The 22,210-nt window shown below is 66.6% G+C and carries 14 protein-coding genes and 1 tRNA gene; 8 read left to right on the plus strand and 7 right to left on the minus strand.

Annotated elements, in window-relative coordinates:
* The first annotated feature begins 280 nt into the window (after positions 1–280).
* The gene (locus EIK80_RS06385; protein ID WP_125156140.1) at positions 281–955 is read left to right on the plus strand and encodes a TetR/AcrR family transcriptional regulator; all 675 of its coding nucleotides are present in this window, start codon (positions 281–283) and stop codon (positions 953–955) included.
* On the opposite strand, the gene EIK80_RS06390 is transcribed toward EIK80_RS06385, so the two are convergent.
* Together EIK80_RS06390 and msrA are read right to left on the minus strand one after the other, a co-directional pair.
* Entirely contained in the window at positions 921–1,271 is a 351-nt protein-coding gene (locus EIK80_RS06390; RefSeq protein WP_125156141.1) for an MmcQ/YjbR family DNA-binding protein, read from the minus strand. The genes EIK80_RS06385 and EIK80_RS06390 overlap by 35 nt on opposite strands.
* On the minus strand, positions 1,271–1,936 hold the full coding sequence (gene msrA / locus EIK80_RS06395) for a peptide-methionine (S)-S-oxide reductase MsrA (protein WP_125156142.1): 666 nt from the start codon (positions 1,934–1,936) through the stop codon (positions 1,271–1,273). Before msrA ends, EIK80_RS06390 begins: the two co-directional genes overlap by 1 nt.
* Positions 1,937–2,088: 152 nt before the next feature.
* Between msrA and EIK80_RS06400 the strand changes: the two genes are divergently transcribed.
* Positions 2,089–2,178, plus strand: a tRNA-Ser gene (locus EIK80_RS06400).
* Positions 2,179–2,260: 82 nt separating this feature from the next.
* Here EIK80_RS06400 and EIK80_RS06405 read toward each other — a convergent pair.
* The 3 genes from EIK80_RS06405 to EIK80_RS06415 form a co-directional block, all read right to left on the minus strand.
* Positions 2,261–4,210 carry a sialate O-acetylesterase gene (locus tag EIK80_RS06405; protein WP_125156143.1) on the minus strand — a complete coding sequence of 650 codons (1,950 nt, stop codon included), beginning with the start codon at positions 4,208–4,210 and terminating at the stop codon, positions 2,261–2,263.
* Positions 4,211–4,278: 68 nt separating this feature from the next.
* Entirely contained in the window at positions 4,279–5,022 is a 744-nt protein-coding gene (locus EIK80_RS06410) for a FadR/GntR family transcriptional regulator (protein WP_125156144.1), read from the minus strand.
* A gap of 124 nt (positions 5,023–5,146) precedes the next feature.
* Entirely contained in the window at positions 5,147–8,485 is a 3,339-nt protein-coding gene (locus EIK80_RS06415; protein ID WP_125156145.1) for a TonB-dependent receptor domain-containing protein, read from the minus strand.
* A 384-nt stretch (positions 8,486–8,869) separates the two neighbouring features.
* Here EIK80_RS06415 and EIK80_RS06420 point away from each other — a divergent pair, with 384 nt between their 5' ends.
* The 6 genes from EIK80_RS06420 (at position 8,870) to EIK80_RS06445 (ending at position 17,945) form a co-directional block, all read left to right on the plus strand.
* Positions 8,870–11,056 carry a polysaccharide lyase 6 family protein gene (locus EIK80_RS06420; protein ID WP_158624643.1) on the plus strand — a complete coding sequence of 729 codons (2,187 nt, stop codon included), beginning with the start codon at positions 8,870–8,872 and terminating at the stop codon, positions 11,054–11,056.
* 7 nt (positions 11,057–11,063) lie between these two features.
* On the plus strand, positions 11,064–13,226 hold the full coding sequence (locus EIK80_RS06425; protein ID WP_125156147.1) for an alginate lyase family protein: 2,163 nt from the start codon (positions 11,064–11,066) through the stop codon (positions 13,224–13,226).
* Positions 13,227–13,234: 8 nt separating this feature from the next.
* On the plus strand, positions 13,235–14,536 hold the full coding sequence (locus tag EIK80_RS06430) for an MFS transporter (protein WP_233586458.1): 1,302 nt from the start codon (positions 13,235–13,237) through the stop codon (positions 14,534–14,536).
* Positions 14,536–15,288, plus strand: a complete 753-nt coding sequence (locus EIK80_RS06435; RefSeq protein WP_125156149.1) for an SDR family NAD(P)-dependent oxidoreductase — start codon at positions 14,536–14,538, stop codon at positions 15,286–15,288. Before EIK80_RS06430 ends, EIK80_RS06435 begins: the two co-directional genes overlap by 1 nt.
* A 14-nt stretch (positions 15,289–15,302) precedes the next feature.
* Positions 15,303–16,187: an alpha/beta hydrolase gene (locus EIK80_RS06440; protein ID WP_125156150.1), complete on the plus strand. Its 885-nt coding sequence runs from the start codon at positions 15,303–15,305 to the stop codon at positions 16,185–16,187.
* Between the two features lie 129 nt (positions 16,188–16,316).
* Complete coding sequence (locus tag EIK80_RS06445) at positions 16,317–17,945, plus strand: ABC-F family ATP-binding cassette domain-containing protein (protein WP_125156151.1); 1,629 nt, start codon at positions 16,317–16,319, stop codon at positions 17,943–17,945.
* A 60-nt stretch (positions 17,946–18,005) separates the two neighbouring features.
* Here the strand turns inward: EIK80_RS06445 and EIK80_RS06450 are convergent, their stop codons facing one another.
* Positions 18,006–19,796 carry an alkaline phosphatase gene (locus EIK80_RS06450; RefSeq protein ID WP_125156152.1) on the minus strand — a complete coding sequence of 597 codons (1,791 nt, stop codon included), beginning with the start codon at positions 19,794–19,796 and terminating at the stop codon, positions 18,006–18,008.
* A 61-nt stretch (positions 19,797–19,857) separates the two neighbouring features.
* Positions 19,858–22,068, minus strand: coding sequence for a TonB-dependent receptor (locus EIK80_RS06455; protein ID WP_199743402.1), 2,211 nt, complete (start codon positions 22,066–22,068; stop codon positions 19,858–19,860).
* Between the last annotated feature and the right edge of the window lie 142 nt (positions 22,069–22,210).

Consider the following 22,210-nt stretch of genomic DNA (forward strand, 5'->3'; position numbering starts at 1 on the left):
GCGTGTTGACGTGAGGGAAGGGCGATCCTGGCCGACCGCGCGAACCGCAGAGAGCGGTCACGAGCCCTTGGCCTAGGATGAAGACGCTTTGCGTCATGTTTCCGCCCCAGCGCGAACGGCTTGCATCCGTCCGCAACTGACGCTGATTTTAATATGACCTCGATATTCTAGCGCAAGTTAGAATTTTCGGTTTGCAGCAGAACGGGTTCGGGTGATGCTGGAAGGCATCGGTAGTCGCTCGACGCAAGAATCGTGCGCGCCCGTGGAGGAGAGACAGCGGTTGGCTAAGGGGGCAGACCCTGTGGCCCTGACGTCCCGGGGCCTTGGGGACGACATCAGGCCGATGGCGCAGAGCCAAAAGTCGGTGAAGAAGCGCGAGGCGATCCTGCGCGCGGCCATCGAGATCATCAACGCCAAGGGCTTCGCCGCGGCCACGATGACCGATATCGCCGCCGCCCTCGATCTGAAGGACGCGGCGCTCTACTACTACTTCCCCAATAAGCAGGCCCTGGCCTATGCCGGCCATCAGCGGTCGCTGGAGCGGTTTGAAGCCATCCTGGTCAAGGTTGACGCCGACGGCGGCACGGGCCTGTGCAAGCTGCGGCGTTTCCTGCAGGCCCTGCTGGACGACGCTGTCGACAACGGGCCGCAGCTTTATTTTGGCGACAGCTCCTATCTTGACCAGGATCAGCGCCAAGCGATCGAGGCCTGGACCGCGCGGCTTTCCAGGCGGCTGGAGCGATTTCTGGAAGAGGGTATGGCCGACGGCACCATCGCGCCGTGCGAGCCGGCTCTGGTGGTGCAGCTGATGGTGGGCATGTTGATCTGGCTGACCAAGTGGGCCCCGGGGACGCCAGGCCTGACCAACCAGCGCCTGCTGGACGCTATCGAAGCCCTGGCCATGAAGGGCCTGGCCGGTCCTAAAGCCCCAGCTCCGCCCGAAGCCTGCGGGTAAGCTTGGCGGCGACCAGGCCATGGGCGCTCCTCACCCAGTCGGCCACTTCGTCGGCGTCCAACTCGCCCAGCTCCGCGAAATGCACCCACCGCGCGCGCGCCAGGTAGGGGGCGGGTCTGGCGCGACCGGTCTGCGTCAGCACCTCGAACGCCACGTCCGAGGCCTTGAACGAGATCCCGCCGCCCAGGGTGACACCCTCGCCGCGGACGGCGAACATCTTGCCGCCCACCTTGAAAACATGATCGTCGCCCCACTGAACGGACATAGTGGCGCCCGGCAGGGCCAAGCACGCTTCGTCGAACGCTTCGGGGGTCATCAGGCCGAAACACCCACCCCGATTGGGCAGACCACGCCCGTGCCGCCAATGCCGCAATAGCCGTCCGGATTCTTGGCCAGGTACTGCTGGTGGTAGTCCTCGGCGAAATAGAACGGGCCGGCGGCGGCGATCTCGGTGGTGATGGTCCCCAGGCCCTTGGCCGACAGGGCCTGCTGATAGGCTTCCTTCGACTCCACGGCCGCGGAGCCTTGCGCGTCGTTGGTGACATAGAGGCCCGAGCGGTACTGCGTGCCGATGTCGCCGCCCTGGCGCATGCCCTGGGTCGGATCATGGTTCTCCCAGAAGGTCTTCAGCAGCGCCTCGTAGGTGACGATCCTCGGGTCGAACACCACCAGCACGACCTCGGCGTGCCCGGTGCGGCCGGTGCAGACCTCTTCATAGGTCGGGTTCGGCGTGATCCCGGCCGCGTAGCCGGCGGCGGTCACATAGACGCCCGGGACCTGCCAGAACACGCGCTCGACGCCCCAGAAGCATCCCATGGCCAGGATTGCCGTCTCCAGGCCGTCCGGATAGGGACCCTTGAGCGGACGGCCGTTGACGAAGTGCGTCTCCGCCGTCGGAATGGGTTGCGGACGACCGGGCAGGGCCGTCTCGGCGGTGGGTGTCTCGCTCAGCTTCTCTGGGGTCTTGGTCGACGACGGCATGGCGGCCTTCCGAGGCGGGAATCCTTGCGCCTCGATATAAACGCTCGCCTCGCCGGTTTCATCCGGGAACGCGCTTGCTACCTGTCGGTCCCTGAGTATATTGCGCGCCTTCCCGCGCCGGGGGTCTCAACCACCCCCGACTCGTGTGCGCTGGTGAGGTGGCCGAGTGGTTGAAGGCGCACGCCTGGAACGCGTGTATAGGGGAAACTCTATCGAGGGTTCGAATCCCTCTCTCACCGCCACGCCCTCGTGGGCGCGGCCGCGCCATTTCCGCCTGGGCAGGTTCCGGCCGACGGCGCCGTCACGCGATCGCTTCGGCCGCTTTTAATCGACCGTGATTTCGAAGGGGCCTGCCGGCAGGTCTTCGCTGTTGAACAGGTTGACGAACGGGGAGTCGCTCCAGGCGTAGCGGATGGCGCGGATCTCGGGCCGGTTGGCGCCGGCCAGGGTCACGTGATCGCCCTTGGCCACGGCCGTGGCGTAGCGGCACCGTCGATCACCGTCGCAGACTTCGAAGCCGATGGCGGTGTCGCCGCTATAGGTGCGCAGGCCGTCCGCGGTGTCCCTGAAGCGCACGACCAGATCGTCGCCCGAGCGCGTCACGGTCACGGGAGAGGGGCTTTGCGCCACCGTCTCGGCGTAGGCCACGCGTCGTGCGGTCAAGGCGAGCCGGGCGCCCACGACGGTCTTCTGGCCCGGGTGGATGTCGTAGCGGTCGCCGATGTCGATGATCGAGGTCAGGCCGACGCGGTTCAGGGTCTGAGCCGTCCGCCGCTGCTGCTCGCGCACCTCGGCGGTCTTCGATGCGCCCGGGCGGTCGCTGACCGGGCCATAGTTCGGGAGCTGCGCCAGCACGAAGGGCAGGTCGGGCGCGCCAAAAGCCGCGCGCCATTGATGGATCAACGCCGGCAGAAGGCGACCGAAGGCCGGTGGGTCGTAGACGTTGGACTCGCCCTGATACCAGGCGACCCCTTTGACGGTGTAGGCCGTCACGGGCGCGACCATGCCGTTATAGAGGCTGCCGGCGCCCTTGGTCGGATCCCAGGGCGTCACCGGGACATCGCCCAGCGCGTCCAGGGGCGCCGACACGCGATAGCGCCAGGCTTCGGGCAGGGGGAGTTTCGATCCGTCGGCCATGGCCAGGTAGCGCTGGTCGTCGGTGTCGTACAGCCCGCCGGAGCCGCCTGAGTCGAGCACGCGGACCGCGACGACGTTTCGACCGGCCACGAGCAGACCCTTGGGCAGGGCGTAGGCGCGGCGGGTCGTGCGACCCTCGATGCCGCCAACCCGCACGCCGTTGACGAAGGTGGTGTCGCTGTCGTCGATCAGGCCCAGAGCGATGCGCGCGGCGCCTTCGGCTTGGGCCTTGGTCAGGGTGAAGTCGGCGCGATACCAGACCGCGCCGTTGAAGCTGGCCAGTTCCGGGTCTCCGAGCCGTTCCCACACCCTTGTCGGACGGACCGGCTTCCAGCCGGCGTCATCGAAATCGGGCCGGGCCCAGGCGGCCTTGGCCTTGGCGTCCGGTTCATGGGCCACCCACCAGTCCTCGAAATAGCGCGCCTGCCGCGCCTCGCCGGCTTGCGGATCCTTGGCGTAGAGGGCCAGACGGTCCAGGGCGTCATCATAGGTCTTCAGCGGCCTCAGTCCGTTCTCGCCGATCCAGGCCTGGGTTTGCGTACCGCCCCAGGTGGAGCTGATGAAGCCGACCGTCACGCCGAAATGGGCCTGCAGCGCCTTGGCCATGAAGTAGCAGGCGGCCGAAGCCGGTCCGATGCTCTTCGGCGACGCCAGGGCCCAGCCGCTGACGGCCTTGGCCTCTTCGAGCGGGCGGGCGGCGACATCCCGCCCGATGTCGGTGAACCGCAGCCGCGGGTTTTCCGAGTCGCGGACCTCGTTGCCGCCATTGGTGGCGTCCTGCAGCTTGAGCCCCATGTTCGACTGCCCGGCGCAGAACCACACCTCCCCGACCATGACGTCGCTAAGCACGGTTCGCGTGCCTCGGTCGGAGACGGAGAGCGTGTAGGGGCCGCCGGCGCTCATGGGTCTGGTCATCACCGACCAACGGCCGTTCGCGTCGGCGGTGGTCGTCAGGCTCTGATCGGCGATGTCGACGCGCAGAGCCGCGCCGGGGTCGGCCCGGCCGCTGAGGCGAACGGGTTCGCCCCGCTGCAGAACGGCATGATCGCCGAAGAGATTGGTGAAGCGGGGGGCCTCGGCCAGGGCCGGACCGCACCACAGGGTTCCGGCCAAGGCCAGAGCGGAAAAGCGTTTCATTCCGTTTCCTCGATCGTCGCCGGCCCGGTTCGTCCGCCAGGGCTCGGTGGGCCGTATGGTGTTGGGCGTCAGGCGGCGCCGTGCTGCACCGAAAGCTTGAAGCGGTCGCGATGCTGCAAGGCCTTGCGGCGCAGCTGGACGATGGCCTCGGTCTCCTCGGCCGCCAGCATGGCTTCGAACAGGCGGCTGAAGTGCTCGCGCATCGCCAGGCGCGCCGCGTTCGGATCGCGGTTGCGGATGGCGTCGTACACGGCCCGGTGCTCCTCGATCCTGTCTTCGAACCCGCTCTTGCAGACATTGCTGTAGACTTGCACGACGCGGGGGGCCTCGTTGCGCATCCGCCAGAGGGTCCGCACGAAATGCTCGATGATCGGGCTGCCGCTGCTTTCGGCGATCAGCAGGTGGAAGCGCTCGTCGGCCTCTTCGGCGGCTTCGTCATTGCCCGCCATCACCCGCATGGTGTCTTCCAGGAGCACCATGGCTTCGGGGGTCATGTTCAGCGCCGCCAGCGCCGCCGACTCCGCTTCGACGACGGCGCGGACCGTCGTCAGCTCGAAGGCGTCGACCTCGGTCAGGGGCGACAGATCGGCAGGCCGGCGGGGGCGGACATAGACGCCCGAACCCGTCTTGACGGCGATATAGCCCTGCGCCTCGAGGGCGATCTCGGCCTCCCGCACGGTGACGCGCGATACGCCAAGTCGTTCGGCCAGTTCGCGTTCCCCCGGCAGTCGGCTGCCCGGGGCGAACTCACCAGACTCGATGAGCTCTATGATCTGCTTCGCGACCTGTTGATAACGCCTGTCCATGGTCATCGGCCGATGCTCCGCTGCCTCTCGTCCGGATCGTCCTGAGACGACTCGGATTTCCCAACTCGGGCTGACATTGGATGGTTCTATCAGGGGTGAACCAAAGCGGTATACCCCTGACAGCCAAAGCCTAGTTCCTGAAGCGAAACCCGATGGTGAACTGCCGCCCGGGCGAGCCGTAAAGCGCCGCCACCGGATTGTCGGCATAGTAGTATCGGCTGGTCGCCTGGTTGGTCATGTTCAAGCCCTCGATCGAGAACGACGCCCTGTCCGACAGCTTGTAGCTGAAGGAGAAATCGACGTTCAGCGTGTCCTTGGATCCGCCGAAGTCGTTGATCAGTGGCGTATCGCACGCCACCCCGCCGACGACGCCGGGCGCGCAGGCGCCGGCCACCAGCGGATAGGTGGTGTAGTAGCCGTCGCGCTGGGCCAGGGAGACGCGCGTGTTGATGCGCTTGTCCTCGTAATAGAGCGTCAGGTTGACCGCGTTGGGCGAGGCGCCGAGCCAAGGGGCCTTGCCCAGGGTCGCCGGCGTCGTGTCGGTGCCCGGATCGAGGATGTAGGTGAGCTCGGACTGGATATGGGTGGCGTTGAGCTGGATGCCCGTGTTCTTCAGCAGGCCCGGCAGGAAGGTGAAGGCCTGCTGATAGTTGATCTCCCAGCCTTTCAGCTCGCCGCCAGGGGCGTCGCGGAACTGGCGCGCGGTGGCGTCGTAGTCACCGCGGATATAGGCGGCCTGGTCGCTGTTCGCGCCATATTGCTCGATCAGGCTCTGAAGGCCCTCGGCGTCGAGGAAGGTCGACAGCGGCGCGGCGAAGCGCACGGTCTGCGGATAGGAGCCGATCTTCTTCTTGAACAGCGCCACGGAGATCAGGCCGCCCTCGGCGTAGTACCATTCCACGGCCGCGTCGAAATTGTTGGCGCGGAACGGCGACAGCTTCGGATTGCCGATCGTCAGGGTGGCGCCGGAGGTCATCCCGCCCTCCGGGATCGTCAGCTGGGTGATGGTAGGGGCCAGCTGCTGCAGGGTCGGGCGTGACATGGTCTGGGCCGCGCCGAACCGGAAATAGAGATTGTCGCGCGGGCGGATGGCGATGTTGAACGACGGCAGGACATCCGAATAGGAGTTTCCGCCTTTCACCGTGCGTCCGCCGGTCGAGCGGCCCGTCGAGTCCACGTCGGTCGTGGCGTAGCGCACGCCGATATTGCCGAAGGTGTTCCAGCCGTCGAAGAAATCGTAGTTGAAGTTGACCTGGCCATAGGCGCCGGCGGTCTGCTCGCGCACCGCGAAGGTCTCGCGCCCCTGCTGACGGAACTGGGTCAGGCGCCAGTCGCCCCACTTGTTGATGCACTCGCAGGTGAAGCCGAACAGATCATCGAACTTCTGGATGTCCGGTCCGAACCACGAGGTCGTCGTGCCGGCGGGCACGTCGAGGCCCTGGCCGAAGTCGATCACCTTCCCGAGGCTGGCGATCGAAACGCCGGCTTCCTTTTCGGTCGGGTTGATCTGAACGTTCTGGCGCTCGGTTTGCGACGTCGAGAAACGATAGTCGCGCTGGGTGCCGCCGAACTTCAGGGTCAGGTTGTCGCTGAGCTCCCAGGTGAAGTCGGCCTTCCACGAGTTGTAGCGGTTTTCGACGACCTTCTTGTGGTAGCGCAGGAAGGAGACGCCCTTCAGGATCGTCCACTGGCTGGGATCGGCGGCGTTGAAGCCGGCGTCGAACAGCGGCATGTCTCCGCCGCCGCGCTCGTCATAGGTGAAGGTGGCGGGCTGATCGAACTGACCCCACTCGGCCATCTTGCCGTAGGAGTTCAGCTTGGATCGCGACGCGCCATAGGTGAAGTCGGCCTTGAAGCGGTCGCTGAACTCGTGGGTCAGGTTGAACGAGAGCTGGTCGAAGGTGGTGTTGTAGCTGCCCTGGTCGGCGCGCGCCGACCAGTCCACGTTCCGCAGCTGCAGGTAGTCGGCGACCCCGTTGGTGACATTGGCGGCCAGAACGTCCGTCGCTGGGCGACCGATCTGCTGGGCGCGCATGGCCAGGCCGTCGGCCGACGCCACATAGCCGGGCGAGACTGGCGAGTTGTAGTAGTCGTAAACGTCGAGATTGTTGGGGTTGTAGGAGAAGCTCGTGCCGGCGACCAGCGCGCCGCCATAGGTCGCCTGGCCGCAGTCGATCGGCGAGGCGTAGGCCCCGCCGGCCGTGTAGTTGCAGGTCCCCGGATAGAGCCCGCGCTTGGAGTTCAAGGCTGTGGCGGCGCTGGCCGTGGCGTAGGTGGCGTTGGTGTTGTTGCGGTTCAGGCCGAACGGCAGCAACTGGTTCAGCGTCGAGATGCTCTTCTGGTTCGAGTGGAGCCCGTCGATCGTCAGCCGCGTTCGCGACGAAATATCCCACTGGTAGGACGCGGTGAGGCCCAGGCGCTTTTGATGCAGATCCTGCTGCTCTGGGCCGGCCAGGGCGGGGAAGATGATCTGCGAGCCGTCCAGAGAGGGGTGGAGCAGGGCGTAGGCGGTCGGATCCGAGCCGGTCACCGCGTCGATATAGGCCGGATTGGTGATGGCTGGCGTGGATGACACCGTGCCGGGATTGGTCGCCGTCGGATTCGAGATTCGATTGGTGAACAGCGTGCCGACGGGCGCGGAGAAACCGGCGCGGCGCGGGTTTTCCAGCGTCGCCCAGGTGGCGGAGCGATAGACATATTCGCCCGTCACGATCTGGCGACGGTACTGATCGGTTTCGGAGTCCTTCTCCGAATAGGCGGCGGAGGCCAGGAAGCCCATCTTGCCGTCGGCGAAGCGCTTGGAGAACAGGCCGGCCAGGCGCGGATTGTGGTGCTTGCCGTTCTGATAGTAGGCGTCCTCGACCGAGAGCGCGTAGCGATCCTTGCGATAGTCGAACGGGCGGCCCGTCTGCAGGTCGACGGTAGCGCCCAGCGAGCCTTCGTCGGTCTCGGCCGAGGCGGTCTTGCGGACCTTCAGGCTGTTGAAGAGCTCCGAGGCGAAGACGTTGAAGTCGAAGGTTCGGGTGGAATTGATCGCTGTGGAATTGGTGTCGTTGGTGCCCGCCGTCGACAGCGCCTCGAGGTTGTTGATGCGCACCCGCGTGAAGTCGCCGCCAAGTCCGCGGACGGTGATCGTGCGTCCCTCGCCGTTGTCGCGGTCGATCGAGATGCCGGGGATGCGCTGCAGCGACTCGGCCAGGTTGGCGTCGGGGAAGTCGGCGATGTCTTCGGCGTTGATGGCGTCGACCATCACGTCCGACTGCCGCTTGATATTCAGCGCGCTTTGCAGGGACGCGCGGTAGCCCGTGACGACCACGGCCTCCACCTCCTGGGCCTCCTCGGCGGCGCTCTGGTCCCGCGGCGACGGCGCTTCCTGGGCGAACGCCTGGCCATGGCCCGCGCCGATGAGCAGGCACGTCGAAGCGAGCAGCATGGCGCGCACACCGGCGCGCCGTGGATGGGTGTCCATAGTTCTCATCCTCCCCGAATACCAATTTTCTAAATTTGGCTTACCTATTTGGTTGACCCCCTGAGAACGAATGTCAACTCCCAATTAGGCTGTCTTCCCAATGTGCTTAGCGATCTGGGGAGGTGGGGTGTTGGTCTGCGGCGGGCGAGCACCGAGTTCTGGCGTTCCCCAACACGGGCGGGGTCAGGCGCGAAAGCGCAGTAAAACCATGCATTTCCGGGCGATGTACGTGGCCTCGGGGTAAATTGGTCTACAAATTGGTTGACAGCTGGTCGCCCAGATGGTCGGACTAACGCGTCCTGTCCCGGTCGACGCGCAATTCGCATGGCGCTGGTTCGATGGGACGCGAGAAGCGGTCACAGCTTCGGGCGGGGAGACCATCGATTGAGAAACCTGCGCTCGAACCTCGCCGCTCTGCTGGGCCTTGGCGCCCTGGCCGGCTCGGTCCATGCCTATGCGACCGAGCGTCTGGTGCGGACTCCTGACGCCTTCAAGGCGGCGGTGCGGGTTTTGGCGCCCGGCGACGCCGTGGTGCTGGCCGATGGCGTCTGGCGCGATTTCGAGATGGTGTTCGTCGGCGAGGGGACGGCCGCTCAGCCGATCACGCTGCGGGCTCAGACGCCGGGCAAGGTGGTGATTTCCGGCAAGTCGAACCTGCGCATCGGCGGCCGGCACCTGGTCGTCTCGGGCCTGACGTTCAAGGACGGCTTCAGCCCCTCGTCCGAAGTCATCGCGTTTCGCCAGGACGGCAAGGCGCTGGCGTTCGACTCCCGCGTCACCGACACGGTGATCGACGGGTTCAACAAACCCGACCGGGGCGCCGAGGACTATTGGGTCGGGCTCTACGGCCAGAACAACCGCTTCGATCACAATCACCTGCAGGGCAAGCTGAACAAGGGCGTGACCCTGGCGGTGGTGCTGAACTCGGCGGAGAGCCAGCAGAATCACCACCGCATCGACCACAACTATTTTGGCCCCCGCCCCCCGCTGGGGTCCAATGGCGGCGAGACGATCCGGGTTGGGACCAGCCCGTTTTCGCGCGCCCAATCCCTGACCGTGGTCGAGGACAACTATTTCGAAGGCTGCAGCGGCGAGGTCGAGATCGTCTCGAACAAATCCGGCGGCAACATCTATCGCCGCAACGTCTTCGTCCGCTCGCAGGGGGCGCTGGTCCTGCGTCACGGTGACGGCAACCTGGTGGAGGACAATGTCTTCCTGGGGGGCGGCCTGGCCCATACCGGCGGCGTGCGTGTCATCAATACCGGCCAGACGGTGCGCGACAACTACTTCCAGGGCCTGCGGGGCGACGGCTTCACCGCGGCCTTGGTGCTGATGAACGGCGTCCCGAACTCGCCGCTCAATCGCTACGATCAGGTGCTCGACGCCCGCATCGAGAAGAACGTCTTCGTCGACGTGAGCGCGGTGTTGTTCGGCGCGGGCGCCGACCAGGAGCGCACCCTGGCGCCCGCCCGGAGCATGCTGTCGGGCAACGTCTTCCTCGGTTCTGGCGACAAGGCGGTGTTCAAGGCTATGGCGCCGGTCGATGGCCTGACGTTCGCCGGCAATGTGATCGACGGCGTCGCGCCGTTGGCGGGCGCTCCGGGCTTCGAGGCCAGGGTGATCGGCCGCGAGACCCTGCCGGACGGCCGGATCTATCCGGACGCCGCCGTGCGCGAGGCCCTGGGCCTGAAGGCGCCGGTGAAGCTGCTAACGCGGGAAGAGACCGGCGTGGCCTGGTATCCAAAGGGCGACCAGACCGTCGCGTTCGACAGCGGCCGCATCCTCAAGGTCAGGCCGGGGCGGGACCAGCTCTCGGCCGCCGCCGCCAAGGCCGGGGCCGGCGACATCATCGAGCTGGCGGCCGGCGACTATGTCCAGGGCCAGGTCATCGAGGTCGGCCAGCCTCTAACCTTCCGCGCCGGGACGGGCGCCGAACCATTGGTGACCTTCGATCATATGACCCTGTTCAACCTGGTCGGCCAAGGCGCTCTGAAGCTGCAAGGCTTGCGCCTGTCGGGCGCCAAGGCGCAGGACGCCATCGGCAATGCCGTGATCCGCGTGAGCCCCGGCTATCCGCCGAGCAATTACGCCGTCGAACTGGTAGACACAGAGGTCTCACATCTGGGCGGCCAGGCGTTCGCCGTCCTGATGGGCGAGAAGAGCACCTTCGCCGACCATGTGACGATCAGCGGTTCGCGCTTCGCCGACATCAGCGGGGCGGTGCTGGACCTCGCCGGCGAGACGGGCGGTTCGGGCCTTTACGGGGCCGAGACGGTCGACATCACCGGAAGCCTATTCGCGCGCCTGGGCGGACCCGTGCTCGACCTTCAGCGGGGCGGGACGGACGAGAGCACCTTCGGCCCCAGCGTCCGGGTCAAGGACTCGGCGTTTCACGACGTCGCGCCGGGCCAGCCGTCGATGCGACTGGACGGCGTTCAGGTCGTGAAGCTCGACTCCAACCTCTTCGAGCGCGCGGCCCCGGCCCGCGTCACCATCCATGTCGGCACGCCCGATCTCAGCGAGACCGGGAACACCGGCGCGGCGCTCGAGATCGTCGACCAGCGAAAATAGGCCAGCCATGTCCAAGTTCCGCGTCCATCTTTTCGCCGGCCTAGCCATCCTGGCCCTGGCTGGGGCGGCCCAGGCCGCCGCGCCGGCCAAGCCCACGCCAGTCGCTTCCGCTCAGCTTCCGCCGCTGTTCGCCGCCACCCTGGCCAAGAGCAAGGCCTTCGTGGATCCGCAACTGCGCAAGACCATCGACGTGCCGGTCCCGGCCGACGCGGGCGGCGGCTACACGCACGAGCGCCACAAGGACAACTACCGCCTGATCTACGAGGCGGGGATGCTGTACCGGCAGACCGGCGACAAGGCCTATGCCGACCTCGTGCGGCGGGTGCTGCTGGACTACGCCAAGCTCTATCCGTCCCTGCCGCTGCATCCCAAGCGCGCCAACCAGGTTCCGGGCAAGCTGTTCTGGCAGGTGCTGAACGACAGCGTCTGGCTGGTCAATTCGGTCCAGGGCTACGAGGCGGTCAAGGACGCCATCCCGGCCGCCGACCGCGCGGCCATTGAGGCGGGCGTATTCCGGCCGATGGCGGCGTTCCTGTCCACGGGCTCGCCCAAGACCTTCGACAGCATCCACAACCACGGCACCTGGGCGCTGGCGGCGGTCGGCATGACCGGTTACGCGATCGGCGATCAGGGGCTGGTCAAGCAAGCCCTCTACGGCCTGGACGGTTCTGGCAAGTCCGGCTTCTACAAGCAGCTTGAAGAGCTGTTCTCGCCCGACGGCTACTATGCCGAGGGCCCCTACTATCAGCGCTATGCCCTGTCGCCATTCCTGCTGCTGGCCCAGTCGATCCAGCGCCACGACCCATCGCGCAAGATCCTCGACTACCGCGACGGCGTGCTGCGCAAGGCCGTCTACGCCACCATCCAGGAGAGCTACGGCGGTCTGCTGTTCCCGATCAACGACGCCATCAAGGACAAGGGGCTCGACACGCCCGAGCTGGTCCATGGGGTGGCGGTGACCTATGCCGCATCGAAGGATCCGGCCTTGCTGTCCATCGCCATCCAGCAGGGCTCGGTGGTGCTCAGTCCCGAAGGCCGCGAGGTCGCGGCCGCCATCGCGCGCGGCGAGGCCAGGCCGTTCCCGTTCGCCTCGATCAAGCTGCGCGACGGGGCCAAGGGCGACAAGGGCGCGCTGGTCGTGCTGCGGTCGGGTCCCAAGCCCAAGGACCAGGCGCTGGTTTTCAAGGCGACGTCCCAGGGCATGGGGCACGGCCATTTCGACAAGCTGTCCTGGCTATTCTACGACGCAGGCCAGGAGGTCGTGACCGACTATGGCGCGGCGCGGTTCCTGAATGTCGAGGCCAAGGCCGGCGGTCGCTACCTGCCCGAGAACGACAGCTGGGCCCAGCAGACGGTCGCTCACAACACCCTGGTGGTCGACGAGAAGAGCCAGTTCGGCGCCAACACCGACATCGGCGAGAAGCATTGGCCGACGATCCTGGCCTTCGGCGCCAAGGACGGCGTCCAGATGACCGCCGCCAGCATCGACGACGCCTGGCCCGGCGTGCGCTATCGCCGCGCCATGGCGCTGATCGACCGGCCGGAGGTCGGGCGTCCGATCGTCCTGGATCTGGTGCGCGGGGAGGGGGGCGGCAAACACCGCTTCGACCTGCCGCTGCACTATGACGGCCAGATCGTCGACTCCGGCTTGAAGTTCCAGGGCGGGACCACCGAGCTGAAGCCGCTGGGCAAGGCCGACGGCTATCAGCACCTGTGGGATCGCGGCCGCGCGCCGGTCAAGGACGGGGGGCGCGTCTCCTGGTTCGACCGGGGGCGGTTCTACGACTACGTGTTCGCGTCCGGCGACGTCGATCAGGTCGTCCTGACCGAGCTGGGCGCCAACGACCCGAACTACAATCTTCGTAACGAGCGGGCCTTCATCCTGCGCGGCGATGACAAGGACAGCTTCACGCTGGCGGGAGTGCTGGAGCCGCACGGCGCCTACAGCGCCGCCGAGGAATACGCCCGCGACACCATCGCCTCGGTGAAGGCCGTCGAGCGGGTGTCTGAAAACGGCGCCGACCTCGTCCTCATTCGCCTGAACTCGGGCAAGAGCCTCGCGATCGGCGTCTCCTGGGACCCCGATCCCGCCAAGCGCCATCGGGTCTCGACCCCCAGCGGCGCCTACGTCTGGACCGGGTTCTCCGGCCTGGCGAACCCCGAACAATGAGGCGCGAGATGAAGTTCAAGGGGCTTCGCTGGCTGATCGTCGGCATGGTCGGCCTGGCCACGGTGATCAACTATATCGACCGCAACGCGCTGGCGGTGATGTGGCCGCAGATCTCCAAGGACATGGGCGTCGGCAAGGAAGAGTACGCGCTCATCCTGACCTGCTTCATGCTGTCCTACGCCGCCGGCCAGACGATCTTCGGCAAGATCTTCGACGCCCTGGGCACGCGGCTCGGCTTCATGCTGTCGATCCTGGCGTGGTCGGCGTCGATCGCCCTGCATTCGGCCGCGCGGTCGATCCTGACGCTGGGCGTGCTGCGCGCGGCCCTGGGCGTCAGCGAGGCGGGCAACTGGCCCGGCGCCGCCAAGGCCAACGCCGAGTGGTTCCCGGTCCGTGAGCGCGCCTTCGCCCAGGGGATCTTCAACGCCGGCGCCTCGGTCGGGGCCATCATCTCCGCGCCGCTGATCGCCTGGCTGTTCCTCACCTTCGGCTGGCGCGCGACCTTCCTGATCATCGGCCTGCTGGGCGTGATCTGGGTCGTGCCGTGGGCCATCATCTGCCGGGCCGCGCCCGAGGATCATCCCTGGCTGTCGGACGAGGAGCGTCAGCACATCCTCACCGGCCAGCGCCCGACCTCGGGCGAGGCCGAGGTCGATTACCGTCCGACATGGCTGGGCCTGCTTCGCCACCGCGAGGCCTGGGGCCTGATCCTGGCCCGCTTCTTCATCGATCCGGTCTGGTGGCTGTTCGTCTCGTGGCTGCCGATCTATCTGGCCGAACGCTTCGGCTTCGACATCAAGCAGATCGGCCTGTTCGGCTGGGTGCCCTATGTCGGCGCGGCGGCGGGCAGCCTGTTCGGCGGCTGGATCTCCGGCTGGCTGATCGGTCGCGGCTGGCGGCCGGTCAAGGCCCGCATGTGGGTCATCACCCTGGGCGGCCTCTTCATGCTGCCGGCCCTGCTGCTGACCATCGGCGCCTCCACGCCGCTGCACGCGGTGCTGCTGATCGCGGTGATCCTGTTCGGCTTCCAGATCGCCATCAACAACATCCAGACCCTGCCCAGCGACTATCTGCCCGGTCGGTCGGTCGGATCCCTGGCCGGGATCAGCGGCACCGCCGCCGTGGCCGGGGTGCTGATCACCACCTGGATCGTCCCGGTCGCCACCAAGGTCAGCTACGCCCCGGTCTTCGCCATGGGCGCCAGCCTGGTTCCCCTTTCCATCCTGTCCATCTGGCTCTTGGGCGGCCGGGGCGAACGCCTCGTCGATCCCGCCCTCGCGGCCCGCACTACCAACGGAGCAAAATCCTGATGCGCCTCACCAACAAGACCGTCATCGTCACCGGCGGCGCGCGCGATATCGGCAAGGCCGTATCGCTGAAGCTGGCGGCCGAAGGGGCCAATGTCGCGATCAACTATTTCGGCAGCGAGGATGGCGCCAAGGCGACCCTGGCCGAGATCGAGGCCGCCGGTGGCCGCGCGCTGATCCTGAAGGGCGACATGACCTCGGCGAGCGACGTCCAGGCGCTGATCGACGCGGCCCTGTCGACCTTCGGCGGCCCGATCGCCGCCCTGGTCAACGTCGCTGGCGGCATGGTCGCCCGCAAGACGCTGGACGAGATGGACGAGGCGTTCTTGGATCACGTCATGCATCTGAATCTGAACTCGGTGTTCCTGACCACCAAGGCGACCGTCCCGCACATGGCCGCCGGCTCGGCGATCGTGAACCTGTCCTCGCAAGCCGGCAAGGATGGCGGCGGTCCCGGCGCCACGGCCTACGCCACGGCCAAGGGCGCGATCATGACCTTCACCAAGGCGATGGCCAAAGAACTGGGGCCGAACGGGATCCGCGTGAACGCTCTGTGCCCCGGCATGATCGGCACCACCTTCCACGACACCTTCTCAAAGGACGAGGTCCGCGCCCGGGTCGCGGCCAGCACCCCGTTGCGTCGCGAGGGCCGCGCGCCCGAGATCGCCGACGCGGTGGCCTATCTGGCCAGCGACGAGTCCAGCTTCCTCACGGGGGTCTGCCTGGACATCAACGGCGGCCTGTTGATGAGCTGACGGGAGAGACATCGATGATCACTCAGACCCTCGCCGCCATCGCCCTGCTGGGCGCGACGTCCGTCGCCGCCCAGGCCCCGACCGAGCCCGCGCCCCCGGTCTCGATCCCGGCGCCGGAGGCGACCAAGGACGTCGTCTACCTGCAGGCCAGCGGCAAGGACCTGCATCTCGATGTCTATCGCAACACCGCCTTCAAGGGTCCGCGCCCGGTGCTGGTCTATATTCATGGCGGCGCCTGGTGGAAGGGCGAGAAGCCGGCGGGATGGGGCGGCTTCCGCGCCTATCTGGCGGCGGGCTTCTCGGTCGTCACGGTCGAGTATCGTCTGAGTGACGTCGCCACGGCGCCGGCGGCGGTGCAGGACGTTCGCTGCGCCCTGTCGTGGGTCAAGGCCAACGCCAAGACCTATGGCTTCGACGCCAGGCGGGTCGTGCCGTATGGCACCTCGGCCGGTGGTCACCTGGCCTTGATGGCCGGCATGCTGCCCAAGGCCAACGACATCGACCTGCCGGCCTGCCGCGACCAGCCGACCGTGCCGGCCATCCTCGATTTCTACGGACCCTATCACCTGCGGTCCAACCTTCCCGGCGCCTTCAAGAGCCCTTCGACCGCACGGTGGATCGGCGGCGGGCCGGAGACGCTGTGGACGACGATGGCGCCGGCGACCTATGTGCGCGCGGGACTGCCCCCCGTCTTCATCGTCCATGGGGACGCGGACCCGACCGTGCCCTACGAGGCGTCGCTGGCGCTGAAGGCGGACCTGGACAAGGCCGGCGTGCCCAACCGCTTTCATTCCGTCGCGGGCGGCGTTCATGGCAAGTTCCCGAAGGAGGAACAGGACAGCATCGAGCGCGACGTCTTGGACTTTCTCGCGGCGAACGGCGTGCGCGGCGCCCGGTAGGCCGGGAGCCGCCCGGCCAGTCGGAGCGGGACCTTCTGTGTCGCGCGCCATCCTTTAGGCCGCCAGACGCGGAATTGGCGTGGCGCCAAGGCTGGTGTTCTCCGTCCGCCCGCGTTAGCAGACCGCCCCATGATCCGCCTCGACAACATCTCCAAGCAGAACGGCCACCAACTTCTGTTCATCGAAGCTTCGATGGGTATCCAGAAGGGCGAAAAGGTCGGGCTTGTCGGCCCCAACGGCGCCGGCAAGACGACGCTGTTCCGCATGATCACCGGTCAGGAGCAGCCCGACGACGGTCTGGTCGTGATCGATCCCGGCATGAAGATCGGCTATTTCAGCCAGGACGTCGGCGAGATGTCGGGCCAGAGCGCGGTCGCCGCGGTGATGGACGGCGTCGGCCCCGTGAGCGCCCTGGCCGCCGAGATGGCTACGCTGGAAGCGGCCATGGTCGATCCGGATCAGGCCGACAAGCTGGACGCCATCATGGAGCGCTATGGCGAGGTGCTGGAGCGTTTCCAGGAACTGGACGGCTACGCGCTGGAAGCGCGGGCGCGCGAGGTGCTGGCCGGCCTGAGCTTCAGCCAGGAGCGCATGGACGGCGATGTCGGCATGTTGTCCGGCGGCTGGAAGATGCGCGTGGCGCTGGCCCGCATCCTGCTGATGCGGCCTGATGGCATGCTGCTGGACGAACCCAGCAACCACCTCGACCTGGAAAGCCTGATCTGGCTCGAGGCCTTCCTCAAGAACTACGACGGCGCCCTGCTGATGACGTCGCACGACCGCGCGTTCATGAACCGCATCATCGGCAAGGTGGTCGAGATCGATGGCGGCTCGCTGATCACCTATTCGGGCGATCTCGACTTCTACGATCAGCAGCGCGCGCTGGGCGAGGCGCAACGCCAGGCGCAGTACGAGCGCCAGCAGGCCATGCTGGCCAAGGAAATCAAGTTCATCGAGAAGTTTAAGGCGCGCGCTTCCCACGCCGCCCAGGTCCAGAGCCGGGTGAAGAAGCTCGACAAGATCGAGCGCGTCGAGGCGCCGCGCCGTCGCCAGGCGGTTCAGTTCGAGTTCCAGAGCCCGCCGCGGTCGGGCGACGACGTGATCAGCCTGCGCAATGTCCACAAGGGTTACGGCGCCCGGCCGATCTATGAAGGCCTCGATTTCCTGGTGCGCCGCAAGGAACGCTGGTGCGTGCTCGGCGCCAACGGGGCCGGCAAGTCGACCCTGCTGAAGCTGGTGGCGGGCGACACCAAGCCCGATCAGGGCGCGGTCCACATCGGCGCCAGCGTCAAGATGGGCTATTTCGCCCAGCACTCGATGGACCTGCTGGACGGCGAAGAGACGATCTTCGAGTCGCTGGAGCGATCGTTCCCGCAGGCGGGGCAGGGGAGCTTGCGCACCCTGGCGGGGTGTTTCGGCTTCTCCGGCGACGATGTCGAAAAGCCCTGCCGCGTCCTGTCCGGCGGCGAGAAGGCGCGTCTGGTCATGGCCAAGATGCTGTTCGATCCGCCGAACTTGCTGGTGCTCGACGAGCCGACCAACCACCTGGACATGGCGACCAAGGAGATGCTGGTCGCGGCCCTGGCGGACTTCGAGGGCACCATGCTGTTCGTCTCGCACGACCGCCACTTCCTGGGGGCCCTGTCGAACCGCGTGCTGGAACTGACGCCCGAGGGCGTCCATCAGTACGGCGGCGGCTACACCGAATATGTCGCCCGCACCGGCCAGGAAGCGCCGGGGCTGCATCCGGGCGGGTAGCGGCGAGGCCGTGCGGGGCGATCACATTCGTCCACGATCGATCGTGATCGCCCGCCGCGGTTAGATTTCCTCCATCGCTCCAACGCCGCCGGCCGGATTGGAGGGAACCCGGTAGGATTTCAGGACGAACCGCTCATAGTTGCGTTCGAGAACCGTGGTCACGCCGATCAGGTCGATCCGGACGTCGTCGGCCCGCAAGGTGACCAGCCCGTACCCCTTGGTCAGATGCTGGCAGAAGCGCACCTCCGGGCAGGCCTTTGAAAAGGCCGGCCCAAGCTCGACGTCGCCCAACATGTTGCCGAGACTGCTGCTGGTGATGGCCGTGACGCCGAGCTCGGCCGCCACGCGCCGATCCTGGGCGTCGTGCAATTCATTGACCCAGAAGGCGTGGCTGTCGCCCGACAGCACCAGGGGGCGGCTCCCCGTCTCCACGAACATCCGGTTCATGCGCTCACGCGCGGCGGGATAGGCGTCCCAGCCGTCGAATTCGAACGGAACATCGCTCGGCAGCGTCGCCAGTTGCTCAAGCCAGGGACGCAGGAGGGGCGTCACCTGCGCAAAGGCCCGCGCCCAGCCCTCCTTTCCCAGGAAGCCGGCGATGTCGGCGCCCGTCGTGTGCCCCATCACCACCTGATTGCCGACCACCTGCCAGCGCTTTCCAGCCTTGACCGACTCGGCCAGACGATCGCGCAGCCAGGCCTCCTGCGCATGGCCGTAGACGCTGCGGTCGGGCCGGGACATGGAGCGGCGGATGGAATCGGCGTCTACCCTGACGCCATAGGGCGCGGCCACGGGCCGACCCTGACTGAACGCGGTCAGAATCTTCCGCTTGAGCTCGGGATCGGTGACCAGAACCGGCTGGTCCGGAACGGTCAGGTCCACCGCGTTCCAGGTCACATCGTTGGGGTCGCGCAGATTGATCTGGCGGTCGCGACCGAGGAACCGGTTTTCGACCATGATCAGGGTCGCCAGATCGCCCAGCTCAAAGGTGCGATTGATCGCCAGCGGCGATGCGCCCGGTTCAGGATCCCGAATGGGAATCCACTCATAGAAAGCCCGCACGGCGGCGTCGCGACGATCGCTCCAGACGCCTTCGTCGCGTTGATGATTCTGCGCCCCGCCGCTCCAGGAGTCATTGGCCGTTTCGTGGTCGTCCCAGACGCAGATCCAGGGCGCTCGCGCATGGGCCGCCTGGAGATCGGCGTCCAGCTTGTAGCAGGCGTGCCGCTCCCGATAGTCGGCGAGGGTGCGGGCCTCGTTCGCGGGGGTGGGCGCGCGTCCGATTTTCTGCCCGATGCTCATGCCGAGCTGGTCGGGGGCGCCGCCGTATTCGTAGATGTAGTCCCCTAGATGCAGAACGACGTCGACGCGATCGAGGTTGGCGATGTCGCGGTAGGCGTTGAAGAATCCGGTCGAATAGAGCGCGCAGGAGGCGACGGCGAGGACCATTTCCGACACGGAGCCGACCGGAAAGGTGCGCGTGACGCCGACGGGGGAGATCCGGTCGCCGACGCGGAAGCGATAGCGATACTCGGTGTTCGGCCGCAGCCCCGCGACATCGACCTTGACGGTGAAGTCGCGGGCGGCGGTGGTCGTCGCCGTGCCGCGTCGGACCACCTTCCGAAAATCGACATCCGTCGAGACCTCCCAATCCACGGACACCGCCGCGGCGTCGGGTCGCGAGGGCGTGGCGCGGGTCCAGAGAATGACCCGATCCCGCAGGGGATCGCCGGAGGCGACACCGTGCAGGAAATTCGCGGGCTCCTCGGAGCGTGCGGTGGCGTTTCCCGCGGTCGCCGCATAGGCGGCCGCGCCAACGAGGCCGAGGGCGGCGCGTCGATCAAGCTTCATGGTTTTGTTTCCTGGGAGGGCGGTGACCGTCGCGCGCGACGCTCCGGTCACCGCCGATGTGTCAGAAGTGAGCGCTGACTTCGAGGCGCACGGTGCGGCGGGGCCCTGTGATGAAGGTCGGCATGCCGAAGGAGTCGCCCGTGTTCCCGCCGTCGACGATGTATTTCTCGTCCAACAGGTTTTCGCCCATCACCGCGAACGACCAGGGGCCGGATGCGGGGGTCAGGCCGAGCCGGATGTTCAGGAGGCCGAAGGCGTCCTGGTATTCATCGACCGTCTTGTCCGAGAACACCGCGCGCGAGCGGACCTGAAGGTCGGAGCGATCGTTGTCGTCGGAGAAGAAGATCTTCGATTGCCAGCTGTAGACGGGGGTGAGCGACAGCTCGCCCAGGCGCGTCGAAACGGAGGCGTTGACGCCGAGCGCGAACTTGTTGTCCGGGCTGTTGCGGAAGCTGTTGCCGTCATAGGCGCCGCCGTTGAAGCGCGCGTGATTGTAGGCGTAGCTTCCGAACACCGACAGACCGTCCGCCAGTCGCCAGGTCGCCTGGGTCTCGAAACCGGTCGCCTTGGCCTTGCCGGCGTTCACGGGCTCCAGGCGGTCGCCATTGCGCTGGAAGGTCTGAAAATTGGAGTAGTTGAAGTGGTAGATCGACGCGTCGCCGAACAGCGCGCCGTTGAAGAGGCGATATTTGATCCCCGTTTCGGCGGACGCCAGTTCTTCGGCGGGCAGTATGTTGACGGCGCCGGAGGCGGTCAGGTCGACGCTCTCCGGGCGTTTGCCGACCCCGTAGACCGCGTAGACATTCACGGTCGGCGTCACCTGATAGCGTAGCCCGGCCCGTCCCGTGGCCAGGCTGGAGGCGTGGTCCCCCGTGACGACCCCGCCGGCCGGCGTCAGGGTCATCAGCAGCGCGCCTCCGGTCAGGCGGGATACGCCTTTGGGCGTCGTGACCTGCATGGACACCGCCTTGTCGTCCCAGGTCAGGCGTCCGCCGACAAAGGCCTGGAGCTTGTCGGTAAGATGGAACGTTCCATCCGCGAACAGGTCATAGGTTTCGATGTCCGCCGTCTGTCGCCGGCGATCCAGGTGGAAAGGCTTGTAGTTGGCCGCCGCCGAACCGAGCGCCGCGTTGATCTGGCTGTTCGTCAGGCCGTTGGGCGCATATCGGTGCAGCGTACCCGAAAACAGCAACGCCATGGCGCGCTCGTCGGCGCCGAGGTCCGTCTGCTGGGCGTTGCTGGCGTTGAAATAGCTGGCCCCGACGAAGCCCTCGAACGCCCCGCTGCGTCGAATGTTGAGGCGCAGCTCCTGCGAGAACTGCTCCCCGTCATTGCAGAGATCATAGGCGATGATGTTAGTGGGCGTGCCGTCGATATCGCCAGCCTGACAGGCCTTGTACCAGCGATAGCCGCTGATCGACGTCAGGTCGAAGCGTTCGTTCAGAACGAGGTCGGCGGTCCCGCTCAGCCCGACGATCTTCCGTCTGCTGTAGTCCTTCGCCATGTCGCCAAAGGTGCTCAGATGGGTCGGCGTCCAGAAGCGCAGGTCGCCCTCGACCGCGCCGGTCTGCTGGTTGCGGGGAACGAAGACGTTGGACTTGAAGGCGCCGCCGCTGTCGGTGTCGTCGCGGTCGTATGTTCCCGAGAACCGGAAGTTGAAAGCGTCGTTGGGCGCGTAGCGCGCCGTCAGTCGATAGGCCTGGCCGTCGACGTTGTTGTAGGTCCCGCCCTGGGTGTTCTTCAGGAAACCGTCTCGCTGGCGCTTCAGCGCCCCGATGCGAAGGCCGAACTTCTCGTTCACCGGAAGATTGGCCACGGCCTGCGCCAGGCGTTGGCCATGGTCGCCCAGCCCCGCGCGAACCTCGAAGCCGAGCGTGTCGGTCGGCATTTTCTGGAAAGTGGAAATCCCACCGTTCAAGGCCGAGCGACCATGCAGGGTCGATTGCGGGCCCTTTTCGACCTCGACGCGGTCAACGTCGAACATCTCGCCATAGCCGGAAGCGATCTGCGTGATCGGCACGCCGTCCTGGAAGAGGGCCACCCGCGGCTCGGCCGCCGGCGACGTGTCGTCCGAGGTGATGCCGCGGAGCGAAATCCCCGGCAGCAGGCGATCCTGCAGCTGGATGACCAAGCCCGGCGTCAGCTGGGCGATCCTGTCCAGCTCCGTCACCCCCAGCCGCTCCAGGGTCGCGCCGTCGTAGGCGCTGATCGACATGGGCACTTCCGAAATGCGTTGGGTGCGCTTCTGCGCCGTGACGATGATATCGCCCACGGTCGCGACATCGTCATGAGCAGGCAGCTCTTGCCCAAACGCTTGTCCAGCGCTCAGTGCGCTGACGCTGCAGCAGAGGGCCAAACGAAAGGCCGAGAAAATTCCTTGTGTCGACATAAGCGCCCCTCCCTAAAAGTTATTG

Source organism: Caulobacter sp. 602-1 (assembly GCF_003931565.1).
In the GTDB taxonomy this organism is placed as follows: Bacteria; Pseudomonadota; Alphaproteobacteria; order Caulobacterales; family Caulobacteraceae; genus Caulobacter.